We start from the raw sequence: 24499 nt of genomic DNA, 5'->3' as shown, positions 1-24499 counted from the left end.
TTCAGGAAGCGCTTGAAAAATATTGTAGTAATATCTTGATAAGATTGGCCGAACCGGCTTTCGACATTTCCAATGTCTGCTCGTGGCTCAGCGGTGTCGCACTCATGCCGGCGGCCAGATTGGTGATGTTTGAAACCGCGGCGACCTTGAATCCAAGACGGCGGGCCAGAATGTTTTCCGGTACAGTCGACATGCCGACCGCATCCGCGCCAAGAATCTTGAGTGCGCGGATTTCCGCTGGCGTCTCAAAGCTTGGCCCGGTGCACCAGCAATAGGTTCCCTCAAACAGTTTGATGCCAAGCTTGGCCGCCGCACCATGCAGCCCAGACCCGATTTCAGGATCATAAGGCACATCCATGCCGACAAAACGATCATTACCGTGATAGCCGATCATCGGATTGGGACCAAACAGGCTGATATGATCAGTAATCAGCATCAGACTGCCCGGCACGGCCTCAGGGATCAGTGAACCGGCAGCATTGGTCAAAAGCAGACGTTCTGCGCCAAGTTCGCGCATAATTTCAAGCGGTTCGGCCATCAGATCCGATCGGCCATGCTCGTAATAATGCGCCCGCCCCTGCATCACTGCGACCGACACACCGCCAATACGGCCAAGAACAAGTGTCCCGCCATGGCCAACCACGGTGGGGCGCGGGAAGCCCGGCAATTCTTCATAGGCAATGCTGATCGCATCACTTACGGCGTCAACCACACCGCCAAGTCCGCTGCCCAGAACCAACGCAACTTCGGCCTTGAAACCCGGCGCCTTGGCGGCAATGACGTCAAGCGCTGCTTTTACATTGCTCATTTGAGGTTCTCCGGCCCGAAGGAATGGGGAATAAGTTCTTCACGGCTAAGCGTCAGAAGCGTTTCACCGGCATCATTGATGATGAAGATCGTCGCATCGGGACCGGTAAATTCGCGAATCTTCTGGCGGCACCCGCCACACGGGGTACAGGCGATATCGCCCAGCCCGACAACGACGATCTCGTCAAAACGTGTTTCCCCTGACAGTACCATCGCCGAAATCGCGCCGGCCTCGGCACAGACGCCCTCGGGATATGCCGCATTTTCAACATTGCAGCCCGAAATGACCTTGCCCTCAGTTGTGCGCAATGCAGCACCGACAAAGAAGTTTGAGTAAGGCGCATATGCCTTGTCACGAGCCGCAAGAGCCGCGTCAATCAGATCGCGCGGAGCCTGTTTATGAGCAACCATTTGTTTGATCCTGTTTTGATTACCTATCGCGCCTGACCAAAGCGCACATTTTTGGAAAAGTGGTTCGGGACTGCCTGTATCATAGGCCGAGACCCGAACCACGAAAAGCTTAGCGTTCCTTGACGTATGCCCGACCAAGTGCCTTTGGCGGAATGGCCCGGCCAATGAACCCGGCCAGAAGAATGACCGTCAGGATGTATGGCAATGCCTGCACCAATTGGACCGGAACTTCGCCGATACCGGGCAGAATAACACCCTGCAAACGTGTGGCTGCGGCATCAAGGAAGCCAAACAACAGGCAAGCTGCCAATGCCGGAAACGGGCGCCACTTGCCAAACACCATGGCCGCCAGCGCGATATAGCCTTTGCCTGCGGTCATGTCTTGCAGGAAGGATGCGCCTTGCGCAGTCGAAAGATAGGCGCCTGACATGCCAACAAGCACACCACTGCAAATCACGGCGCGATAGCGCATCGCAACAACGCCAATACCCGCCGTATCAACAGCCCCTGGGTTTTCGCCAACCGCGCGCAGACGCAAGCCAAACCGGGTGCGATACATCACCCACCAGGCTGCCGGAACGGCAAGGAAGGCGACATAAACCAGAATGTTATGACCGCTCAGCAGTTCCGAATAAATCAGGCCCAGAACCGGAACGTCCTGAACGGCGTCGGCCCCCGGGAACGTGATCGGCTGGAAACGCGATCCTTTATCAAGTGCTGGCGTTTTGCCGCCCTGTGCGAAAAGTGCAATCCCGACAAGGGCGGTCAGACCCGACATCAGGATATTGATCGCCATGCCCGAAACCACCTGGTTGCCCTTGTGCGTGATGCAGGCAAACCCATGCAGAAGCGAAAGCGCAATCGTGGTTGCAATCGCGGCCAGAAGCCCGACCCACGGGCTTCCGACATAGAAGGCAACCGCAGCAGCCGAAAATGCACCGCCCAGCATCATGCCTTCAAGGGCAAGGTTAATCGTCCCGGACCGTTCGGAAAACATGCCCGCAAGGGCCGCGAGAATAAGCGGTGTCGAGGTCCGCAGCGTTGCATCAAGCAACAGGATAATCAGCTGAAATGTATCCATCATGCGGCCTCCCCGGCATCCTGGCGCAGACGCCAGGCTGTATAGATCTTTGTCACGCGCGGACGGAACATGTGTTCCATCGCCCCGGTAAACAGGATGACAAGCCCCTGAATAACCACAACCATGTCATTCGAGATGGTCGGAATTTCAAATGAAAGCTCCGCCCCGCCCTGATAGAGCATCCCAAACAACAATGCCGCAAGGAATATGCCAAATGGATGGTTGCGCCCCATCAGCGCCACAGCGATGCCGACAAAGCCATACCCGGCGGTAAAATCAATCAGCAGGCGGTGCTGAACACCCATGACTTCATTTAGCGCCACAAAGGATGACAGAGCACCTGAGATCATCATCGCGATGATAATAAACCGCCCGGGTTCAAGCCCGGCATAGGTTGCCGCCACAGCATTGGCACCGACTGTCCGGATGGCATAGCCCCAACGGGTGTGCCAGATAAACAGCCAGACCATGACGCTGATGACGATCGCATAAACAAATGACAGGTTCAGTGGGCTTGACGCCATCTCAATGCCAAGCGCGGCTGCAATGTCATGAATAAATGGCAATCGCAAATGCTCGGCGATCTGTTCGCTTTCAGGCGTCATCGAGCCCTCCGGACGAAGCACATTTACCAACAGATACACCATCAGCGATGAGGCGATGAAGTTGAACATGATCGTCGTGATCACGACGTGCGATCCGCGCCGCGCCTGCAAGTAGGCCGGGATATACGCCCACGCCGCGCCAAAAATCATCGCCGCCAACATCGCCACAACCAACATGATCGGGAATGGCAGGAAATCGAGATAAAGGGCTGCCAACGTCACACCAAGGCCACCGATATAGGCCTGCCCTTCGGCGCCGATGTTAAACAGGCCGCAATGGAACGCGACGGCAAAGGCAAGGCCGGTAAAGATGAAGTTGGTGGTGTAATAAAGCGTATAACCCCATGCCTCCTCATAGCCAAACGCGCCATAAAGCAGGATTTCAACCACTTGAACCGGGTTTTCACCAATCGCCAGAACCACAAGCCCGGACACAACAAGGGCAAGCAGCAGATTCAGCAAAGGCAACGCGCCCACATCAATCCAGCGCGGCAGTTCGACAGTTTTGCTCATGCCTGCCCCTCCGCTGCCTTGGCTTCATTGGGGTCGACGCCCGCCATCATCAAACCAAGCACGCGTTCGTTGGCCTCGGACGCGGCAACTTCACCAATGATGGCACCATCGCACATCACCAGAATGCGGTCGGCAAGCGACATAATCTCGTCAAGCTCCACTGACACCAAAAGGACGGCTTTGCCTGCATCCCGCATGGCGACAATACGTTTGTGAATGAATTCAATGGCACCTATATCGACACCACGGGTCGGCTGCCCCACCAGAAGCAATTCCGGGTCACGCATGATTTCACGCGCCAGAACAAGCTTTTGCTGATTACCGCCGGAGAAATTGGCTGCTTTCAAATCCGGATTGTCCGGACGAACGTCAAATTCCGACATCATATTGGCTGTGGCAGCTGAAATAGCATCCCAATCCAGAAGCCCGCCCTTTTGATAGGCAGGATCATCTTCATAACCAAGAATGGCTGCCTCTTTGGCCGAAAAGGCCGTGACCATTGCCATGCGATGGCGATCCTCGGGCACATGCGCGACACCACGACGACGCAGCTCCGCGGCATCGACCCCTTTGCCGGGCGTTACATCCTGCCCGTTTAGCTCAACGGTCCCTTCGCTGGCAGACCTGATTCCACCAAGCGCTTCAAGCAGTTCGCTTTGCCCGTTGCCAGAAACCCCGGCAATGCCGACAATTTCGCCTGCGCGCACGGTAAAGGTCGCATTTTTGACCTTGCGAACGCCCTGCGCATTATCAACGCAAAGATTATCGACTTTCAGCACGGTCTCAGCCGGTTTGGCTTCACCTTTTTCAAGGCGTAGCAATACCTTACGGCCGACCATTAATTCCGACAGTTCTTCCGGGCTGGTTTCGGCTGTTTTGCGATGCGCCACCATTGCGCCCTGGCGCATGACGGAAACATCGTCCGTTGCGGCCATGATTTCGCGCAGTTTGTGGGTAATCAGAACAACCGTCTTGCCCTGCTCTTTCAGGGTATCAAGAATTCTGAAAAGGTGATCTGCTTCCTGCGGTGTCAAAACACCGGTCGGCTCATCCAGAATAAGAATTTCCGCCCCGCGATAGAGGGCTTTCAGGATTTCCACACGTTGCTGGAGCCCGACCGACAGATCACCCACGATGGCATCCGGATCGATATTGAGCGAATATTCGCGTTCAAGACGCTTGAGTTCTTCGCGTGCCTTTTGCACACCATCGCGCAGAACAGCACCGCCTTCGACGCCAAGAATAACGTTTTCGAGCACCGAGAACGTCTCAACCAACATGAAATGCTGGTGAACCATCCCAATCCCGACCGCAATCGCGTCTTCTGATCCGTTGATTTCACAGAGCTTGCCATCGACGTGAATGGTTCCTGCATCGGCCTGATAAAAGCCGTACAGAATACTCATCAGGGTCGATTTACCAGCCCCATTTTCGCCCACGATTCCGTGGATAGTTCCTTTGTCGACCTTAAGGTCGATTTCTTTATTGGCATGTACCGCACCGAACCGCTTGTCTATACCGCGCAGTTCAATAGCGGGTTGCACGGCACCGGTTTCCCCGGCGCCGTGCATTTGATGCATCGTATCCGACACGACAAATCCCCGATTTGCTTTGACGTCTGCCTTACATTGGGCAGGCGCTATCGCTCATGTAATCGTGTACTTCAAGGTTACCGGAAATGATTGCTTCCTTGGCCTCGGCAACGGCTGCTTTCATCTCGTCGGTGATCAGGCTTTCGTTGTTTTCATCAAGTGCCCAATCAACGCCGCCTTCTGCAAGACCCAGAATGGTCAGGCCCGGCTCCCAGGTATCGTTGGCAGCAGCCTCGAACGCTTCGTAAACAGCAACGTCAACGCGTTTCAGCATAGACGTCAGAACCGAACCCGGATGCAGGCCGTTCTGGTTGGAGTCCACACCAATGCCGAGTTTACCGGCATCTGCAGCAGCCTGAAGCACACCAACGCCAGTACCACCTGCAGCATGGTAAACAACATCCGCACCGCGGTCGAACTGCGATTTTGCAAGTTCACCACCCTTTACCGGATCGTTCCAGGCAGCACCGGTGGTGCCGGTCATGTTCTGGAAAACTTCGGCGTCACCGTTCGAATATTTTACGCCCTGTGCGTAGCCGCAGGCGAATTTGCGGATCAGCGGAATGTCCATACCACCGACGAAACCGACCTTGCCGGTTTCAGATGCCATAGCCGCCAGAACACCGACAAGGAACGAACCTTCATGTTCCTTGAAAACCACCGACTGAACGTTCGGCAGGTCTACAACCATGTCAACAATGGTAAATTTGGTTTCAGGGAATTCTTTAGCGACTTTTTCAAGTGCAGAAGCCTGGGAAAAACCAATCGCAACAATCGGATTCATGCCGCGGCGCGCAAAGTTGCGCATTGCCTGCTCGCGCTGTGAATCGTTCTGGATTTCGAAGTCACGATACTCAGTACCGGTATCTTCCTTGTACTTCTCGGCACCCGTGTATGCCGCTTGGTTGAATGAGCGGTCAAAACGACCACCAAGATCGTAAACCACAGCCGGATTGATTTCTGCAGCCGAAGCAACGCCTGCATAGCAAGCAACAGCCGCGACCACCGAGGTCAGAAGCTTTTTCATTCCGATGCCCTTCTTTGTTTGAATTCTGATTATCTTTCCGCCAATGCCCATCTTGTTTGGCGGAACTCCCTCATCGAAAACACATGTCTCGCAACATAGGCAAAGCGGCGTTGGTCGAGGACCAATGCAGCGCGGTTTGGCATGCTGCGAATGCTCATGGTAACTACAAAATATAGTGCCCTGTAAATAGCTGAGCACGCAACACGTTGCACAGACCTGTCCACTTGGTCAGCACTAATGCACTACAACCGGAACTTCAAATCGCATATCTGCGGGGTTTCCCTTAGTTTCGAGCCGATCAGGCTCAAACCTGAACCACCCTTTTCTGCATGGTAATTTATCTTTGTCGATGCGCGTAAATGGCATCAAATCGGGACCATTGAACCTCGAATGACTGAAATTGGTGCGTTTCCGATTCTTCCCGACATAAATGAACCGGTGCGGACCTACGACCACAACCGATGTGTAATTTTAACCACACCGTCAACAACCGGACATACCGTTCGCGAAAGTTTGGTGCTAGCATTCCGTGGGGCAAAGATTTTCCGACCCACAGATTTGCGTTTTCATACTTTCCCTCCCGATCGGGACAGGAAGGGTGGATTATTGTTGGAGAACAGGAATGAAAAGAACAATTGCAGGGCTGCTGTCGGCCTGCACCATGCTCAGCCTTGGTGCGGGAAGCGCGTTGGCCGATTACGATTTGCGTCTGATCCATACCAATGACGTCCATGACCGCGTTGAATCGGTCACAAAATACAATAATACCTGCAGTGCGGAGGATGAAGCCGAAGGCAAGTGCTTTGGCGGCTACGGCCGTCTTGCCACGGCCATTCGTGACGCCCGTGCCGAAGGCGGCAACGTTCTGGTTGTCGATGCAGGTGATCAGTTCCAGGGGTCCCTTTACTATTCGACCTACAAGGGTTCGCTGACGGCTAAGCTGATGAACCTTGTTAATTATGACGCAATGGCGGTTGGCAACCATGAGTTTGATGACGGCCCGGACGTCCTGGCAAGCTTCATCAAAAAAAGCCTTACCCCCATTTTGTCGGCCAACATCGAAGCCACCACGGATGGTCTTAACGAACTGATCAAACCTGAAACCATCATCACGGTTGGTGGTGAACGCATTGGTATCGTCGGGCTGACAACGCCGGAAACGGCCGACATTTCAAGTGCTGGTCCGAACGTCAAGTTCAACGACCTTGCGCAATCACTGCAAAGCTCAGTTGATCGTTTGACCGCCCAGGGCATCAACAAAATTGTCGCTCTCAGCCATTCGGGCTCATACGCCGATTTTGACTATGTCAGCGATGTCACTGGTGTTGACGTGATTGTCGGCGGTCATGATCATCTTCTGTTTTCCAACAGTGATGACAAGGCATCCCATCCCTACCCGGTCGTCAAAAATGGTGCCGATGGCAAACCTGTTCTGATCGTCCAGGCATATGCCTACAGCCGTTACCTCGGCGACCTGAACGTCACATTTGATGATGCCGGTGTGGCAACAGCATGGTCGGGGGATCCGATTGCCCTTGATGCCAGCATCAAGCCGGCCGAGGACGTTCTTGCCGTTATAGCAGAGGCCAGCGGTCAGGTTGATGCCGTTCGCACCCTTGAAGTCGGCAGCTTCACAGCACCTGCAGATGGATCGCGCGAAATCTGCCGCAAGATGGAATGTTCCATGGGTTCGTTGGTTGCTGATGCGATGCTTTGGAAAGCTGGTGATGACTATCAGATCGCCATTCAGAATGGCGGCGGTGTGCGTGCAAGCATCGATGAAGGCACGGTTACCATGGGTGAAGTCCTGACGGTTCTTCCGTTCCAGAACGCCTTGGCAACCTTCAAGCTTTCCGGTGCGGATATCGTTGCGTCGCTTGAACATGGTGTATCGCTTGTCGAGGAAGGCAAAGGTCAGTTTCCGCAGGTTGCGGGCCTGAAATTTGACCTTGATCTTTCGCAACCTGCCGGATCGCGTGTTTCAAACGTCATGGTTGCTGATGGCAACGGCTTCGTACCGATCGAGACCGGCAAAATGTATGGCGTTGTTTCCAACGACTTCATGCGCAATGGCGGTGATGGCTACGCCCTGTTCCGGGATAATGCCGAAGATGTTTATGACTTCGGACCGAACCTTGAACAGGCTGTTGCCGACTATATTGGGCTTAACTCGCCACTGACCCCGACTACCAAGGGTCGCATCAACCTGAAATAAACAGGTTTTCTGCGTGATCAAGCGACCGAAAGGCAGTCCGTTACGGACTGCCTTTTTTGTTTTCCTTGCCTTCATGCGCGCTTGAGGCTTATCAACATCGCTTACAGCACATGACCGTCACCTGCGTGACGTCCCACGACAAAGAGCACCCGTTCTCTATGACGCCTAATGCCAACATTCTTTGCTTTGGTGCCGCCCATTTCGACCGCACCCTGCAATGTACCGAGACTTTTGTCCCCGCTGCCTCGAACCCGGTTCGGACCTTGCATCGCAAACCTGGCGGTGTCAGCCGCAACATTGCGGTGCATCTGCGGCTTCTGGGCAATAATGTCGCAATGCTGGGCGCTGTCGGGGATGACGGGGATGGCGATCAAGTGATCGAGGCGTTGTCCGAACTTGGGATCGATACCCGCCATCTGATGAAGATCAGTGGCATGGCAACGGCCGGTTACACGGCCCTTCTTGATGAAACCGGCGAACTTGCGCTCGGCATGATGAATGCCGAGGTCTATGACCTGCTGACCATTGATCGCCTTGAACCGCATCTGGCAAACCTTCTGGCACGGCCCTGGTGGTTGGTTGATGCGAACCTGCCAACCGAAAGCATCATGTGGCTTGCCGAAAACAAACAGACGACAAAATTGTGCGCAGCTACCGTTTCGCCCAGCAAGGCAGTACGGTTCAAGCCGGTACTTGATAAGCTGGACCTGCTGATTGCCAACCGTGCTGAAACACGCATCCTGACGGGTATCGAGATCAACGATCTTGCGCAGGCGAAAGTCGCGGTCGAGCTTTTGCGCGGCAAGGGTATCCCGGATGTCGTGATCACGCTTGGTGCCCAAGGGGTTGTGTCCTCGTCGGCATCAGGGACGGCGTTCTGGCATCCGTTGCCCACCAAGGTCAAGGACGTCAATGGTGCGGGTGATGCCTTCTATTCCGGTTTTCTGTCGGCTTACTCGAAACCGCATACAAGCTTTGACGATGCAATGGCATCGGGCCTTGCCATGGCAAGCCTGACGGCAGAAACCGAGGGCACCACTGTTTGGGATCTGACGCTGGACGCGGTCACAGAACGCGCAGCAAAGGCCGAAAGCAAGGTCCTTTGACCCAAAGGGGCCATACCAAGATCCTGCTTGATGATTGCATGGATCATGCAACGCAGGTAGCTTGTTCTGAATTCAACATCAAACCGGAGCCGATCCGATGCATCCATTTTTCATCTTTGTGAAATGTGAACTTGGCAAAGCCTATGACGTCGCAGCAGCGCTTGTTGAAGAAGTCGAAGGCGTTTCCGAAGTCTATTCCATCTCCGGCCCGTTTGAATTGTTGGTCAAGGTATATATTGATGACGGACAGGATATTGGGCGCTATGTGAATGAATATATCCACAAGCTGCCTCATATCAAGGATACCCAGACCATCATTACTTTTAACGCCTTCACCTGAAGAGCAAACGGCCGAAAAACAAGCTTGTAGAACCAAAAGCGGCGCCAATCAGGCGCCGCTTTCTTTCTGTCCGATGCAAGCAATGCCACTTAGTTCCTGGCAACATCCCGGATCACATCAAGAATGATCTCGGTCCCCTTTTCGATCAGCACGACATCGTCGCCAACGATCTGACGCAGCGCACCGTCCGTGCGCGCAGGAAGCCGTGAAATCAGGTTATCGGGCAAATCGCGTTTGGCAATGCCGGGCGGCAAGGTGCCGCCGCGCTCAAGCTTCATGGCAATACCGGGCGGCAAGCCTTTGTTGCCTTTTCCCTTGTTACCCTTGTTCTTTTTGTCGCTATCTTGATCAGTCTGCCCGGTCGCAATATCAAGCACATCGCGAATAATGCGCCGTTCTTCATCACTGAAAATACCGCCGCCTTGGGCAAGTTCGACGACAGTGTGATCATGCTCCTGATTGGCCGGATGTGACTGTACAGGTGTTGTCAGGGCAAGACTGGCACCGACAAGAACAAAACCGGTCGTAATTGATTTGAGCCAGCTGGTTGTGAACGGCATGGCGACCTCTGTCATCGTGAAAACATCCAAACTCATGTGGGGACTTTGCCCAAAATTGCGACAAGCCCATTAAGGATAACGTTTCACCGGCCACCTTTATGCCATACAGCAGAAAATATTTTTCTGGATTGGTCACAGTGCAAATCACGGCAATACCAGATGACGCATTTGACCTTGTCATCAATACGCCTTGGGCTTTTCAATCCGCGACGGTGTTGACCCGAAAACACTGGTCAATTTAACGCTATCATATTGTTTTCATAGACAGTTCATTATGTGATACAAATCACTCTGTCATCGCGGAAAGCGACGGCAACCAAGTTTCATTAGAACAACAGAATTAATTTCCAATATGGCATCCGGTAGATTTTCTGTTCATCTTGCCAAGACCAAAGAAGACCTGAAAGCGGCGCAAGAACTTCGCTTTGAGGTCTTCTTTGGCGAATTTCACGCCAAAGCCATGACCGAGCAACACTCGGCCGGCCTTGATAGCGATAAATTCGACGCGTTCTGCGAACACCTGCTGGTCGTGGATAATGAAAATGACAAGAAAGTCATCGCCACCACCAGATTGCTGCTTTCGCAACAGAAACCCGCAGATCTGTCATACATCGCGCAGGAAGAGTTCTCCATTCCCCTGCTTGACGCCGTGAAAGACAACTGCATGGAAGTCGGCCGGTCCTGTGTTCACAAGGACTATCGCGATGGCAAGGCCATTCAGCTTCTGTGGCGCGGTATCACCAAGCTGATTTTCAATCATGACGTTCGCTATTTGTTCGGCTGCGCAAGCTTCCATGCCACCGATATCGACAAGATCGCCTACGAACTGTCATACCTGCATCACTACCGATTGGATGATGAACCTCATATTGCACGCGCACTCGATTATCAGTCGATGGAACGCATGGCAAAAGACGACATTGATCCGGACGAGGCCCTTGCGAAATTGCCACCCTTGATCAAAGCCTACTTGTCGCTGGGTGGCGTTGTTGGCGATGGCGTCGCACTTGATCCCGATTTCAAGACGCTTGATGTATTGATTACGGTCGATGTCGCCAAGGTCCCAGATCAATACTATAGATTCTACAAAAAGCAGGCTGATCGCCTTGATCTCACACCTCTAAACGCGTGAGTGCGATTACTGTTAAAAGAAACATCCGTGACGTCAAACAAGGGTTTTCAAGCGCTTTGGACCAGATGGCAACACCCCACATCACTGCACCGATCACACCAGCACAGCACGTGAAGGCAGGGCTCAAATTCACGACGCTGATGGTGTGGCTGTTTGCGATGCTGATCCCTTTCCTGATCCTTGAAGGTCTTAAGCTCCGGGCCAGTTCCCAGATTGTCCGCATCTGGCATCTTGGTGCCCGGAAGATCACCGGCATCAAGGTCGAAGTCACCGGATCGCCAAGCGAAACCCTTCCTTTGCTGCTGCTGGGGAACCATACGTCTTACCTCGACATTCCGGTGATCAATGCGCTGTTCACCGTTAATTTCATCGCCAAGTCCGAAGTTCGCAGTTGGCCCGGGATCGGGTTCCTTGCGCGCTGTTGCCAAACCATTTTCGTTGAACGTCGGGCCATCAAATCCCACGAACAGATCAAGATCCTGCGCGACAAGATCCTGCCCGACCGTCGGCTGGTTCTGTTTGCCGAAGGGACAAGTACGGATGGCAGTGTCGTCCTGCCGTTCAAATCGTCGCTGATGGAATTTGTGTTTGACGAAAAGATCGCTGAAGTTTGCCACGTTCAGCCGATAACAGTTTTATGTTTGAAAAACAGCGCGAGTGGATCTTCGCCAGAACCGGAAACGGTTCTTTACCCTTGGTTTGACGACACCACCCTTGCCTTCCATTTCTGGCGGTTCATGGCAACGTCGGGCTGTACCGTCAAAGTCCATTTCAGTCCAAGCCGTCCGGTATCCGAATTTGACAACCGCAAGGAACTGACCCGATGGGCCCATGCCGGGGTTCAAAACGGCTATGACATCATCCTGAAAAAGGCTTGAGGCCTGCCTCACACCTTACGCGCACGGGCGTGTGCCCAGTCTTCCTTCATCTGATACCACTTCTTTTCGCCAATCATCTTACCGAGATACTGGTCAATGACCTTAAGCTTGAAGATGCTGGCAAGACCCGCCGCACGCGCAGGCCAGGTTTCAGGCAAGGCGCGCAATGTCAGGCTGATGCCAGCCGTGCTGTATTCGATGAAATGCCACCAGCGGCTGGGGATAAAGATGGTATCGCCGGGCTCCAGAATGCATTCATAACCGTGAATATCCTTAAGCTTGGGATAGCGTTCCAGATCCGGGTTTCGAAAATCGATGTTGCACGAAACAGTCAGCGGATGCTGATACAGGTGACGTCCGTTTTCGCTTCCATACAGGATCACACGTTTGGTGCCGGTCATCTGCGTCAGGAAAACATGACTGTGATCAAGGTCGTAATGAATATCGACATAGGCGTCCTGACCACCAACAAACAGGAATGGATGATTTTTCAGGAACGTGACGCCCAGATCAGGATATGAAAAATCCTCGCGCAGTTGCGGCATATGCTTGAACACATTGAACAAAAACATGCGAAGCGGTGTCGGCCCCGCCTGAATAAGATCAAGATATTCGCCAAAGGGCATGCTTTGGGTTGAATCGAGATAGTCGTTGTCCGAGTTCGCAAATGCCTCGCTATACAGCGGCACCTCGACATCGCCACAGCCCTGCTTCAGGTAGTCATAAGACCATTTTTCCAATGCAGGCCAGTTTGCGGCGAAACTGCGCATGATGACGGGACGTTTGGGCTTAAGATACTGGTCAATAAACTCTTCTCTGCTCAGATCATCTCGGCGATCAATGCTCAGATAGCTTAACTGGCTCGTCATTCCGGCCCCGTCTGTTTTCTTGTTTTGCTGCACACCAGAACGCTCAAGCCTTTTTTCTGTTCCACCTTCGGCTTGGAGCTTTTCAGATAGATCATAGGAAACAGGCGAAATCAAGCTGGCTGCGCTGGTGGCACTATGTACTAAACAGTTGTAATTTTTGATCTCTTGCGATGAGCGAACGTGATTTGGGAACGGATGTGGCCTCACCATGATCAATCGCGTCGGCCACGGCCCAAATGCGCGGGCTTGAAACGAAAAAAGCACCCTTTTGGGGTGCTTTAATCTCTGGCGGGCAAGGAGGGATTCGAACCCTCGATAGGGCTTTTGACCCTATACTCCCTTAGCAGGGGAGCGCCTTCAGCCACTCGGCCACTTGCCCTTTATGTCCTTGGTGTTCCCTGCGGAACGACGCCTTTCTTAAACATCGCCATGGCGCATGTCAATGCCCGAAACCGGCGTTAAGGTCGTTTTCTTTTTAACAGTCCTGCCAAATAAAACCAGCAGCTTTTTGCCTGCATTGCTTACTGCATTTCCCGGTTGATTGGGAAAAGAGTCTTCAAACCATCACATGGCTGTCATCGGACAGAAAAAAACAGCTGTCATAACGGTGTGGTCGATTGGTTTTTCACTGTCTTTTGACGTAAATGCTGGTTGGAGAAAAATGCGTACGATCTATCAAAGCACGGATGATCTCGGTCATACCCTTCGCGCCCTCAAGATGACCAAGGAAGGTCATAACGACCCTGTTTACATGGGGCTGGTCATTCAGGACCGAGAAGTCCTGTTCCGTACCCCCGAAAACAGTTCACGCGATTTCGTTTTGCAGAAGATCAAGGAATTCGTCGCAGGCAACGCGACAAGTTTGGTATCCCAACCGGCCTGATGGCCGGTTTTTTATTGCCTTTACACATGCACCTGACCCGTTCGCGTCCATCACGAACGGCTCGGTATGCAAGCGATTTCAGTCGCGCCGGGGCGACGATCCCCGTTCGCCCTGCAACTTCACCGCCGGTCGTCTTGACCGGCGGTTTCTTTTGGCTTCAAGTGCTGGCGGTTGCTTGCTTTGCGGCATATCCCCGCCACATCAAAATCAATGCAATGACCAAAACCGGCAACACACCAAAGTTGATCAGGCTCCAACCTGCACCGGCGATCAATGCCCCGCTTGCAATTGACGCGACTGTCGCTGTCCCACTGTTGCCAAGCTCCATCAGGCTTTGAGCATGCCCGCGTTCCGCCGCATCATGCCCCTCGCCCAGCATCGTTGTTCCCGCCAGCAGCATCATGTTCCAGCCAATCCCCAGAAGGAACGAACTGATCAGAAAAGCGGCAACCGAAATGCCCGAAACGGCAACGCCAACACTTGTTACCAGCGCAAACACCCCGAATGATGCGACCCGGCGTGGCCCAAACCGGTCGATCATTGGCCCGGCCACGAACGCCGGCAAGAACATCCCGATCAAATGCCAGCGGATCACGTTGGCCGAAACATCCACATCAAAACCACAATATTTCATCGCAAGCGGCGTCGCTGTCATGACCAAGACCATAATCCCCTGCCCGGCGGCACTGATGGCGATTGCGCCGCGAATGACTGGGCGGCGCAACAGATCGGACATAACCGCCCTGCTCGACCCGGCACGTTGCGGAATGCCACCGTCTGGCAACATGATCATCAAGGACGCGCCCAAGGCCGCCAGACCTGCCAGTGCCACGTAGGCCCCGGCAAACGGAACCGGGAACATGCCTTGGCTGGCAACAGCAATCTCAGGGGCAATCAGCGCGGCAACAACACCCCCACCCAAAACAAGGGCGGCAGCACGCCCCTTTTCGGATGGCGCGACAGTTTCCAACGCCGCGTAACGATAATACATAGCAGACGCCTGATAGGTGCCAATCAGTGCGGCGGCAAGCGTGACCAGCCAGAACGATCCGATATAAATACCGTAAGCCACAATCAGGCCCCCCAAAACTCCAAAGAGTGTCCCGACAAACAACCCAACACGTCGTCCACGACGCTGCATCAACATGGCAAGCGGATGAACAGATACGAGATTGCCGACCATAAGCATTCCAAGTGGCAAAGTTGCCATGGATGGCGCGGGGGCAAGCGATACACCGACAAGCGATGTCAGGGTAATGCCGATCAGTGAACAGGACCAATACAGCGCCTGTGCGAAGAAAAGAAGACGCAATGATCCATTGGTCAGCAACAACATGTTCCCAACTCCTGAAATTCAAACTGTGATGAAAGCCGTCAAACCATCGCTAGTTTGCGGTGACTAATGATTTGCGGGCAAAACGCTCCGCATATTCCTGGGGGCTGACAGAAAGATGGCGCTGAAACGCCCGGCGCAGCGTTTCCGGATGCCGGAAGCCGCACAACTCGGCAACCTGTCCAATCGCAAGGGCTTCGTCCTGTAACAGCGCACGGGCGGCTTCTACCCGAACCCGTTCGACATAACGCGCCGGGCTCATCCCCAGATCACGCGCAAACACCCGTGAAAAAGTGCGCGGCGTCATACCCGCACGTTCGGCAAGCGTTTCAAGCGACAAATCCTTGGCGATATTGCCGGGCAACCATTCAAGCAGATTTGCAAGCCGTGCTGTGGCGCCTGTTTCAGGGATCAGATAGGCACTGAACTGCGCCTGCCCGCCGGGCCGTTTGAGGAACATCACAAGCCTGCGCGCAACGGATAAGGCCAAGGCACGCCCAAAATCCGCTTCGACGAGTGCCAGTGCCAGATCAATCCCGGCGGTGACGCCAGCTGATGTGAAAACATGCGGATCGCCATCGAGGCCCGCTGGATCATAGCTGTGCAGCCGATCGCCCATCATTTGGATTGCCGGGTAATCCCGTGCCATTTGTTCGCAACGCGACCAGTGGGTTGTCGCCATTTTGCCATCAAGCACCCCGGCCTCGGCCAGAATAAGTGCACCTGAACAGATCGAGCCTAGCCGTGGCACGATACCTTCGGCCTTTCTGACCCAATCAAGGATTTGCGGTTCTTTGCATTCCGTCAGAACACCGACACCACCTGGCACCAGCAGAGTATCGACCGTGTCCAGATCAAGGTCACGCCACGCCATATCGGCATATATTCGCACGCCGCAAGATGTGCGTACCGGCCCACTCGCCCCGGCGACAACGATCCCTTCGTATCCTTGTGGCCGTCCCAGCGCGGAAAGCTCGTCATTTGCCGAGCCGAACACCTGAAGCGGTCCGATGACATCAAGGCTCATGACACCATCAAAGGCATGGCAGGCGACTAATTTCGGGGTGTGGGGCGAGTTGGACATCATCCTAGCTCCTTGTCAGAGATACATCATGCCCAATCCCGAATGTGGCAACAATGACAAACACCCCACGAATCTCGCCAACCGGCTTTCATGGGGTGTTTTGATCATTCAACGCCAAAAGGATGTCTTCGGGTCAGAACCCGCTTCGTTGCAACAATGCATAGAAATCGCGGATCGTGCCTTCCTTGGTCGTCATGTCCTTGATGTCATCGACCAATTTGTCGGTAAAGTTGGGCTGTTTCAGATACCCGACGACCCTTTTACGGGCCATGGCAGCCGATTTGCCCTCAATTAGAACACCGCTTGAACAGAATTGAACCAGCATATAGGCGCGTTTGCGCAAATGCAGGCTCGGATTATCAATGCGTTCAATCACCTTCTCGCGGACAAGATACTCTGCCAGCCCGTCATCAAGCTTGGCGCCGATTTCCGCCTTCTGCTCATCAGGAACGTTTGATGCCGCAAGCACGTCATTCATATGTTTGACGGTCGCCATTTTGTCGCGTGGCTTGGCGTCCGGCTCACAGAACGCGCGCAAAGCACGCATATCACCGACAGCGTCGCGCATCATTTCATAGAGTTCATCGGCAAAGTCTTCGACAATCCCACTGTTGGCAACCGCGATAAGCCAGGTCAGCTTCCGGAAGTTGGGGATCAGGCGACTGTTGATTTCTGCAACACCTTCGATCAGGGCCCTTGGGCCGCCAACATTGCGCAACCGAGCACCACGTTCGGCAATCGCGCTGACCATGGGCGTGCCATAAATCACGCCCTGCTCTGTGATCAGACGTTCAAGGATCCCGTCGAGCGGATCCGGATCGCTTTCGTGGCGTTGCAGGTTATTGGCACTGCGCAGTTCGCGAACGATGTAATCAAACATCGCTTCCTGACTGTTGGCCAAAAGACCAGACCCAAACAGCGGGTTCAGAAGTTCCAGAATGTCATCGGCAGCACCGCGATTGCCCTTTGCGCGGCCAAGTGCAAGATCAATGTGCAGGGTCACCGCTTCGCCAAAGCTGCGGGAACCGCCAAGCAGTTCCTTGAGTGCGACGGGAGAACCGAGAATATCGGCGATCACGTCATCAATCATCTTGCGGGCGGCTTCGTCCTTTTCATCGCCCTTGACCTTGAGCGCGAGGTCAAGCTTCCCGACCCAGTTACGGGTCGAGGACAGTACGCGCGTCAGCGCGACCATGGTCAGGAAGTCGGTATCTTCCGCAAGGTTGAGGCGCCGGATTTCGTCACGCACTTCCGAAATGGTGGCGTCTTCGAATGCCGGCAGATCGACTTTTTCAACTTCGCGGGCGCGCGCAGAAAGCTGCTCAATCGCGCCATGAAGGTTGTTCATCGCCTCAATGTGATCGCCGTCAGTCGCCTTGGCATGAAGCCCGGCAACCTTGTCAACCGCTGTCGGCATCAAGGTGTCATGGAACATCAACTTGCGCAGGTTCTGGTAATTGTACATTACCTCGCAAGGCGTAAGGATTTCCTGTTCGAAATATTTGCGCAGCAACCGGTTGATGGTCGCGCGGCTTTCTTTCTGCAAAAGGTCGTTATCCGTCTCGCACAACGGCGCTTCGTCGATGGAGGTTACCCGAACGTCATCGTCCTGGTCCTCGCCCGCACCTTGTTTTTCGAGAAGTACCTTTTCAATATGACGACCGTCGCCGCGTTCCCAGTTACGAATAACGCGCACGGCAGAGATCTTGGTTTTCACAAGCTTTTCAGCTTCTGTAACCGCCTCCTGTTCGACATCAAATGTCGAATGGATTATCCAGCGATCCCCACGCTGGACCATAACTTCAAATGTCGTATCCGACATGACGCGCTCTGGCTCCCTAACTTCCTGTTTGGGCGGCATAAGTCTGCCGTTTAACTAGTCAGGCGCGTGTCCCAATTTTTATATTTATTCTTACTTATACTGCTATTCGGGTTCCTAAAACAATAGTTCGATGCAGATGTTTTATATACTTTCGGGTATTTTTTTAGAATTTCCTGAATTCCCCAGCCCTTGGAGCTGGGAAATTCTGAAAATCAAACTGCGTATTGGTCCCTCAACCGTCCTTTTGCGACGAATCACGGTATCCGGGCCGCAATTTCGGCAGTCAAATCGGCCAGCAGACTGCTCATGGCGATAACGGCGTTATCGAGTGTTTGATCGGCTGGTGTGCTGACCTTGTCATACTTGGCTGCTGCGACGATTTCCCCACTTTGGAAATGCACGAGCTTCCAGCGTGCTGTCAGATTAACATTGCCATCGGCCTGCCGTTCAAAACGGTCGATATCGACAACCACCTGCCATTCCACCATATCCCGTGAATTCCACGGAAAGACTTCCAACCGCGCTGCAACCCCAGTCCTGTCGAGGTTATCCATAAGAACACGATTGATGTTCTCGCCCAGCGGTTCGGCCCAGCGGTATCCGGAATTGACCTCCGGCCGATTGGCGGCACTGCGCGTGACGATCGTCGATCGGTCGAGATAGCTCGGAATTGTCACCGGCCCGACACCAATGACCGTCGTTTCACCGGATGCTGGCGACACCGGCTGCACCATTGGTGACAGCAAATAATACTGGTCAGGAACCGAGGGTGACGCGCAAGCGGCCAAAAGTGGTGCGACCAGCAGCACCCCCCATCTGGAGATCATTTTTCGGACTGTCTGTCGCATCATTTATTCTCCTCCGGGCCGCTTTTGCCAAGGATAAGGGCACTCGGGTTCTGTTCGAGGAAATCGGTCAGTTCACGCAGGGAACGCGCCGTCGCGCCGAGTTCTTTCAGGGCTTGTTCAAGGTTGTATCGCACAGGTGATGTTGGCGCGGTGACATCGCGAACACCGCCAAGTGCCTCACGCGCTGCATCCAGTGCGGTCTGGGTTGCAGGTAACACGCTCGCATCCAGATTGGTGACAAGCGTATTAATGCCCGCTGCGGCCTGTTGCAGGCTGATCATCCCGTTATTTAATGCTGGCGACGTGACGATATTCTCCATGCCCTCCACGGTCCCAAGCAGGCGAATTCCGATTTCTTCAATCGGGAAAGTTTCGACCTTTTCAAGAAGACTGGTTAGCGAATTGGCAATTTCGTCCAACTTTTGCGGCAATGTCGGAAGTTCCGGTAAATTGCCCTCTTGATTGCCAAGATAGCGCGCCGGGGAAACCGGATGCATGGACAGATCGACAAACAACTGACCTGTAATGAAACTTCCTGTCTTGAGGCGGGCACGCAGGCCATTATCAATCAGGGTTTCAATGGTTTCCTGCGGGTCGACATCCCCCAGGCGCCCACCGACGATGCTTACCCGTTCGGGTTCAAGTGTGACTTCAACCGGCACACGGAAGGCGTGCTGTGTGACGACATATTCCAGGTCGACACTTTCGACTGTCCCGACACGGATACCATTGAATTCCACAGGCGCACCGCGCGAAAGCCCGCGAACCGAAGAGTCGAAATAAAGCATGTAGCGCTGGCTGTATCCCTCAGCAAGCAGCTCGGCTTTCTCAAGGCTTTCATGCAGGCGGAATACCGTATCCGCGGTCGCCATTTCGTCGTTTTCATTTGCGGGCGGCGTATAAAAGTTGATCCCGCCCGCCAAAACAGAGCGAACAGACTGTGCACGCACAGAAAAGCCTTCGGCATTCAGATCAAGCGCAATCCCGCTTGAATCCCAAAATCTGGTTTGCCGTTTAACAAGCGCATCGAAAGGTTTGCGGATAAATATAGGGATTGAAACACCATCCGCATTGGCATCCAGTTCGGTATCAAGCACCTCTCCGACCTCGATCCCGCGCAGCAGGACCGGTGTCCCCTCGCCCAAGGAACCAAGTTCTTCTGCGGTCAGGACAAAACGCGTGCCGTTTTCTTCATCAGGTATAAATTGCGGCTCTTCCTCGCCAACAAATTGGCGTGCCTTTTCCCCGGACTTGTCTGGTATTACTTCAATGTAGGCGCCGGAAACAATGGTTTCCAAGCCGGTAATACCGCGCGCACTCACGCGTGGGCGCACAACCCAGAACCGCGTTTTATCTGTCAGGTAATCGCTGAAATCTGCGTTCATCCGGATCGTCAGAACAACATGTTCCATATCGTCGGCAAGATTTATGGCTGTTACCTGACCGACATCGACATCGCGATAACGTACAGCTGTCTTACCGGCAGACAGACCTTCGGCCGCTTCAAACGTAACGGTGATTTCAGGCCCCTTTGAGACGATATCACGCCACAACAGCCAACCACCGACGATCAAGGCCACCAGTGGCACCAGCCAGATAATTGAAAAACGGCCCCAACCTGTCCGGATGTCGGGCTTTTCCGGCTGTTGATCCGGTTCTGTACTTTTCGCGTCACTCATGACGGAATCCCCTGATTTTCAACGCGGTCATGATCTGTCTTCACACTTGCCAATCCTGGTCGTTTGACCGTTTGCATACCGGCGCGATCCCAAATCAAACGCGGATCAAAGGCCATGGCCGACAGCATTGTCAAAATAACCACCCCACAAAATGCCACAGCCCCGAAACCGGGTTGAACTGTTGCGATATTTCCAAGTTTCACCAGTGCTGCAAGGATCGAGACCATAAACACATCAACCATCGACCATCGCCCGATCAGCTCCGTAATACGATAAATCAATGTGCGCTCCTTGAGTGGACCAGACAACCCCAAGGCGGTCGCAATATAAACCCATCCCAACAGCAGGATTTTGATGATTGGCACCAGAATGCTTGCGGTGAAGACAACGATGGCAATTGGCCACTCCCCGGCCCGGACGAGCGCGCTGACCCCGGAAAGTATTGTGTCTGCCTCTGCCCGGCCAAGATACGTCACGGTCATGATCGGAAAGACATTTGCCGGCACATACAAAATGACAGCAGCCAGCAACAAAGCCCAAGAACGCGACAGGCTGCGCGGCTTTCGGTGATGCACCATCGCACCACAACGCGGGCAACGCACATTTTCATGCCCGCCGCCCAGAACAACCATGGAGCATGTGTGACAGGTCAAAAGTATTCTGTCTTGCTGATCTGAACCTTGTTGGTTGCCAATATCTTCAGATGTCGGATAACGCAGGTTTGCCGGTGCCAACCGCCGCCAAACGTAGCGTGGATCAAGCGTGATATTCATCAGAAGAACTGTCGGGATCAGACAGCAGATCGCAAAAAATGCAGGACCGGCAATGACGTCAGCAAAATCCGTCAGCTTGGTCAAAGCCACCAGCAACCCGATCAGGAAGACATCGAGCATCGACCAGGGCCGGATGATCGCCAGAATGCGCCAGACTTGCTGCATGCCGGGCACTTGCCGGTTCAAGCTGATCGGCAACAATACATAGATGTGCGCCAGAATCAGGACAAGCGGTGCCAGTACAGATGTGACGGCGACCATAATGGCCAAAAACGGAAACCCTTCGCGCCAGAACGTCAGCACACCACTGCTCAGTGTGTTGGTTTCAACCCGGCCTTCCATTGCAAAGGTCAAAACCGGGTAGCTGTTGGCAATCAAGAACAACAGAAAGGCCGTGACAGCCAGCGCCAACGGTTTGTCAAAGCGCACCTGTGCCGCGCGGTACAACGGTGATCCACAGCGAACGCAATATGCGACACTGCCCGTCGGGATTTCTTCCTCGACATGGAGATAGTCGCAATTTTCACAGGCGATCAGTCGATGAGACATTGTTTTCCTGTTTTTACAATCCGTTATACGGACTGGTTCGCACATCAAAGTAAGCGACACTTTTGCATGCAAGTCAAATCGGGTCACTTGGCTGTGGTGAATGTCCTTGGCAAATAAGACAAAACAATGTTCAGAGAGGCATGATTTTACTGCGGAATTTCCGGCAGATGACGGCGCGCCTCAGACAGGACGATGTCGTTGACCCGATCAAGAAGCCGACTGTTGATGGTTTTATGGTGCCAATATAATGGGCGATCAATTTCAAACGGACACGGCCGAATCAGCTTTCCGGTACGAAGCCCCTCTTCCGCCTGATGCTGTTCGACAACGGCATAGGCAACGCCCTGTTCGGCAAGGGTCACGAAGCCCTGTGAACTTGGAACAGTGTGGGCGGGGAATTCCCCTGCGTTAAGTCCAAAATATTGATGAAGGAACTGATTTTGCAGCTCATCATGTTCGGAAAAATTCACCGCCGGACAGGCGCGCAAGGCATCCGCAGTTACGCCATCCTCGAAATAGCGTTCCTGAAATTCTGGTGAAACCACCATAAAGTAACGCATGGAGCCCAGCGGCCGTACCCGACATCCCTGAATGGGTGTATCGCGCAAACTAACCGCACCCAGCACGTTTCCTTCCTGCAAGGATTGATGATTAAGCGATTCATCATCGACGACCAAATGCACCAGAACCCCAAGATTCTCAAACAGCATCTTGGGCACATCGACAAACCAGGTCGCCAGACTGTCGGCATTAACCGCAAGCGTTACCTGACCAAATTCGCCCTCGGCGCGCACCTCGGGAAGTTCCGCCCCAAGATCCTGTTCAAGCAGTCGGACACTCTGATAATGCGCAAGCAACCTTTGGCCTGCCACGGTCGGGACAATCGGCTTGGCGCGCACCAACACTGGCTGACCAAGTCGCTCCTCCATCAGCTTGACCCGCTGGGATATCGCAGACTGGGTCAGTCCCAGTGCCCGCGCCGCCTTCTCAAAGCTTCCGAAACGGATAACCTCCGCACAGGCCTCAACCAATTTATAATCGAGCATTACCAACCATCAATTTTACTAATCCATGTTTAGTATAATTCGATTTTCTTAAAGGACAAAGATGCTATCAACGGCGAACCACAGCACAAGGAATGCCAGAGAATGCTTTTAACCTATGCCACCGGATTTGGCCTTGGCGGCGGGCTGATCATTGCGATTGGCGCGCAGAATGCCTTTGTTCTCGGTCAGGGATTGCGGCGCAATCATCCGCTGATGGTGGCCTTCGTCTGTGCCTTGTGTGATGCCGTTTTGATTGCGGCGGGCGTCGCAGGGCTTGGAACGCTGATTGCCGCCTACCCGCTTCTGACCCGCATCGCGGCCTGGGGCGGCGGTTTATTCCTGATCTGGTATGGATTTGGTGCTCTGCGGCGGTTGTTTGAAACCGAAACATTGTCGGAAAAGGCGATTTCGAAAACCGGCTGGAAGGCGGTTCTTACGACCACCCTCGCAGTCACGCTTTTGAACCCGCATGTCTATCTTGATACGGTTGTCATGCTGGGTGGTATTGGCGGGCAGTATCCAACGGACGAAAGACTTGGCTTTGCCTTGGGCGCCATGAGTGCCAGTTTTGTCTGGTTCTTTGCCATTGCTTTGGGGGCTGCATGGCTTGCACCCTATGTCGCGCGCCCAATCACCTGGAAGATCATTGATGGCGTAACCTGTGGCGTTATGTGGCTGGTGGCCTATAGCCTGCTGGCACCGGAAATACGGGTGCTCATTGGGAACTAGGACGCCATATCGAGTGCGCCCTACTCGTCCATCGCTTCCTTGAAATGGCGACGACAGACCGGGACATAACGGTCATTCCCACCAATTTCGACCTGTGCACCTTCGCGGACAGGCTTGCCATCTTGATCAACCCGCAAAACCATGCCGGCTTTGCGGCCACAATGGCAGATGGTTTTGAGCTCATTAAGCTTGTCCGCCCACGCCAGCAGCCATTTGGAACCTTCAAACAGCTGCCCCTGGAAATCAGTCCGGATGCCATAGCACAGCACGGGGATGCCATGGATATCTGCGATATCCGAAAGTTGCCAGACCTGTTCTTTAGAGAGGAACTGTGCCTCGTCAATCAGGACACAATCGACTTTTCCCTTTTCGACCTGCTCAAGGATCAGGGCCGTCATATCGGTATTGCCATCAAACAGCAGTGCCGGTGCTTCAAGACCAATGCGCGACGCAATCTTGCCTTCGCCAAAGCGGTTATCAAACGCCACTGTCATCAGCAACGTTTCCATGCCGCGTTCACGGTAATTGAAACTCGCCTGAAGCAAGGTGGTCGATTTCCCCGCATTCATGGACGAGTAATAGAAAAACAGATTGGCCATGCGTCTCCCCCGAAAGTC

General features: G+C 53.7%; 23 protein-coding genes and 1 tRNA gene. 7 read left to right on the top strand and 17 right to left on the bottom strand.

Features of this window, described 5'->3' with window-relative positions; genetic code table 11:
• Position 1 precedes the first annotated feature (1 nt).
• The 6 genes from AC5Q5A_RS05285 to AC5Q5A_RS05260 form a co-directional block, all read right to left on the bottom strand.
• Positions 2 to 808, bottom strand: a complete 807-nt coding sequence (locus AC5Q5A_RS05285; protein WP_493894592.1) for a purine-nucleoside phosphorylase — start codon at positions 806 to 808, stop codon at positions 2 to 4.
• Positions 805 to 1218, bottom strand: a complete 414-nt coding sequence (locus AC5Q5A_RS05280) for a cytidine deaminase (protein WP_008890745.1) — start codon at positions 1216 to 1218, stop codon at positions 805 to 807. Before AC5Q5A_RS05280 ends, AC5Q5A_RS05285 begins: the two co-directional genes overlap by 4 nt.
• A gap of 109 nt (positions 1219 to 1327) precedes the next feature.
• Complete coding sequence (locus tag AC5Q5A_RS05275; protein WP_493894764.1) at positions 1328 to 2299, bottom strand: ABC transporter permease; 972 nt, start codon at positions 2297 to 2299, stop codon at positions 1328 to 1330.
• The gene (locus AC5Q5A_RS05270) at positions 2299 to 3417 is read right to left on the bottom strand and encodes an ABC transporter permease (protein WP_493894591.1); all 1119 of its coding nucleotides are present in this window, start codon (positions 3415 to 3417) and stop codon (positions 2299 to 2301) included. The genes AC5Q5A_RS05275 and AC5Q5A_RS05270 overlap by 1 nt, the downstream gene beginning before the upstream one ends.
• Positions 3414 to 4997: an ABC transporter ATP-binding protein gene (locus tag AC5Q5A_RS05265; RefSeq protein ID WP_493894763.1), complete on the bottom strand. Its 1584-nt coding sequence runs from the start codon at positions 4995 to 4997 to the stop codon at positions 3414 to 3416. Before AC5Q5A_RS05265 ends, AC5Q5A_RS05270 begins: the two co-directional genes overlap by 4 nt.
• 43 nt (positions 4998 to 5040) lie before the next feature.
• Positions 5041 to 6036 carry a BMP family lipoprotein gene (locus AC5Q5A_RS05260; protein WP_008890749.1) on the bottom strand — a complete coding sequence of 332 codons (996 nt, stop codon included), beginning with the start codon at positions 6034 to 6036 and terminating at the stop codon, positions 5041 to 5043.
• A gap of 622 nt (positions 6037 to 6658) precedes the next feature.
• Here AC5Q5A_RS05260 and AC5Q5A_RS05255 point away from each other — a divergent pair.
• From AC5Q5A_RS05255 to AC5Q5A_RS05245, 3 genes are all read left to right on the top strand, one after another.
• Positions 6659 to 8251, top strand: coding sequence for a bifunctional metallophosphatase/5'-nucleotidase (locus AC5Q5A_RS05255; protein WP_493894590.1), 1593 nt, complete (start codon positions 6659 to 6661; stop codon positions 8249 to 8251).
• Between the two features lie 158 nt (positions 8252 to 8409).
• Positions 8410 to 9357 carry a carbohydrate kinase family protein gene (locus tag AC5Q5A_RS05250; RefSeq protein ID WP_493894589.1) on the top strand — a complete coding sequence of 316 codons (948 nt, stop codon included), beginning with the start codon at positions 8410 to 8412 and terminating at the stop codon, positions 9355 to 9357.
• A gap of 97 nt (positions 9358 to 9454) precedes the next feature.
• Complete coding sequence (locus tag AC5Q5A_RS05245) at positions 9455 to 9697, top strand: Lrp/AsnC ligand binding domain-containing protein (protein ID WP_008890752.1); 243 nt, start codon at positions 9455 to 9457, stop codon at positions 9695 to 9697.
• Positions 9698 to 9786: 89 nt separating this feature from the next.
• Here the strand turns inward: AC5Q5A_RS05245 and AC5Q5A_RS05240 are convergent, their stop codons facing one another.
• Positions 9787 to 10293, bottom strand: coding sequence for a hypothetical protein (locus AC5Q5A_RS05240; protein WP_493894588.1), 507 nt, complete (start codon positions 10291 to 10293; stop codon positions 9787 to 9789).
• Between the two features lie 316 nt (positions 10294 to 10609).
• On the opposite strand from AC5Q5A_RS05240, the gene AC5Q5A_RS05235 reads away from it, so the two are divergent.
• Together AC5Q5A_RS05235 and AC5Q5A_RS05230 are read left to right on the top strand one after the other, a co-directional pair.
• Positions 10610 to 11389: a GNAT family N-acetyltransferase gene (locus tag AC5Q5A_RS05235; RefSeq protein WP_493894587.1), complete on the top strand. Its 780-nt coding sequence runs from the start codon at positions 10610 to 10612 to the stop codon at positions 11387 to 11389.
• A 65-nt stretch (positions 11390 to 11454) separates the two neighbouring features.
• On the top strand, positions 11455 to 12267 hold the full coding sequence (locus tag AC5Q5A_RS05230) for a lysophospholipid acyltransferase family protein (protein ID WP_493894586.1): 813 nt from the start codon (positions 11455 to 11457) through the stop codon (positions 12265 to 12267).
• A gap of 8 nt (positions 12268 to 12275) precedes the next feature.
• On the opposite strand, the gene AC5Q5A_RS05225 is transcribed toward AC5Q5A_RS05230, so the two are convergent.
• Positions 12276 to 13136: a cupin-like domain-containing protein gene (locus tag AC5Q5A_RS05225; RefSeq protein ID WP_493894585.1), complete on the bottom strand. Its 861-nt coding sequence runs from the start codon at positions 13134 to 13136 to the stop codon at positions 12276 to 12278.
• A 286-nt stretch (positions 13137 to 13422) separates the two neighbouring features.
• Positions 13423 to 13515, bottom strand: a tRNA-Ser gene (locus AC5Q5A_RS05220).
• Between the two features lie 282 nt (positions 13516 to 13797).
• On the opposite strand from AC5Q5A_RS05220, the gene AC5Q5A_RS05215 reads away from it, so the two are divergent.
• The gene (locus tag AC5Q5A_RS05215; protein ID WP_493894584.1) at positions 13798 to 14019 is read left to right on the top strand and encodes a hypothetical protein; all 222 of its coding nucleotides are present in this window, start codon (positions 13798 to 13800) and stop codon (positions 14017 to 14019) included.
• 157 nt (positions 14020 to 14176) lie between these two features.
• Here the strand turns inward: AC5Q5A_RS05215 and AC5Q5A_RS05210 are convergent, their stop codons facing one another.
• The 7 genes from AC5Q5A_RS05210 to AC5Q5A_RS05180 all read right to left on the bottom strand — a co-directional run bounded on the left by AC5Q5A_RS05210 (position 14177) and on the right by AC5Q5A_RS05180 (position 23153).
• A complete protein-coding gene (locus AC5Q5A_RS05210) occupies positions 14177 to 15355 on the bottom strand; it encodes an MFS transporter (RefSeq protein WP_493894583.1) in 1179 nt (392 codons plus the stop codon).
• 49 nt (positions 15356 to 15404) lie between these two features.
• Positions 15405 to 16436: a GlxA family transcriptional regulator gene (locus tag AC5Q5A_RS05205; RefSeq protein ID WP_493894582.1), complete on the bottom strand. Its 1032-nt coding sequence runs from the start codon at positions 16434 to 16436 to the stop codon at positions 15405 to 15407.
• Positions 16437 to 16569: 133 nt separating this feature from the next.
• Entirely contained in the window at positions 16570 to 18258 is a 1689-nt protein-coding gene (locus AC5Q5A_RS05200) for a hypothetical protein (RefSeq protein ID WP_493894581.1), read from the bottom strand.
• Between the two features lie 254 nt (positions 18259 to 18512).
• Complete coding sequence (locus AC5Q5A_RS05195) at positions 18513 to 19109, bottom strand: PqiC family protein (RefSeq protein ID WP_493894580.1); 597 nt, start codon at positions 19107 to 19109, stop codon at positions 18513 to 18515.
• A complete protein-coding gene (locus AC5Q5A_RS05190; RefSeq protein ID WP_493894579.1) occupies positions 19106 to 20785 on the bottom strand; it encodes a PqiB family protein in 1680 nt (559 codons plus the stop codon). The genes AC5Q5A_RS05195 and AC5Q5A_RS05190 overlap by 4 nt, the downstream gene beginning before the upstream one ends.
• Positions 20782 to 22107 (bottom strand): paraquat-inducible protein A, encoded by a 1326-nt coding sequence (locus tag AC5Q5A_RS05185; RefSeq protein ID WP_493894578.1) that lies wholly within the window; start codon positions 22105 to 22107, stop codon positions 20782 to 20784. The genes AC5Q5A_RS05190 and AC5Q5A_RS05185 overlap by 4 nt, the downstream gene beginning before the upstream one ends.
• A 146-nt stretch (positions 22108 to 22253) precedes the next feature.
• Positions 22254 to 23153 (bottom strand): LysR family transcriptional regulator ArgP, encoded by a 900-nt coding sequence (locus AC5Q5A_RS05180; RefSeq protein ID WP_493894577.1) that lies wholly within the window; start codon positions 23151 to 23153, stop codon positions 22254 to 22256.
• Between the two features lie 102 nt (positions 23154 to 23255).
• On the opposite strand from AC5Q5A_RS05180, the gene AC5Q5A_RS05175 reads away from it, so the two are divergent.
• Positions 23256 to 23882 (top strand): LysE/ArgO family amino acid transporter, encoded by a 627-nt coding sequence (locus AC5Q5A_RS05175; RefSeq protein ID WP_493894576.1) that lies wholly within the window; start codon positions 23256 to 23258, stop codon positions 23880 to 23882.
• Positions 23883 to 23902: 20 nt separating this feature from the next.
• On the opposite strand, the gene AC5Q5A_RS05170 is transcribed toward AC5Q5A_RS05175, so the two are convergent.
• Complete coding sequence (locus tag AC5Q5A_RS05170) at positions 23903 to 24481, bottom strand: thymidine kinase (protein ID WP_493894575.1); 579 nt, start codon at positions 24479 to 24481, stop codon at positions 23903 to 23905.
• Between the last annotated feature and the right edge of the window lie 18 nt (positions 24482 to 24499).

This window comes from Thalassospira sp. CA1, assembly GCF_059052855.1.
The sequence above is the reverse complement of the archived record's forward strand: the minus strand, read 5'-3'. Positions and strand labels throughout refer to the sequence as shown.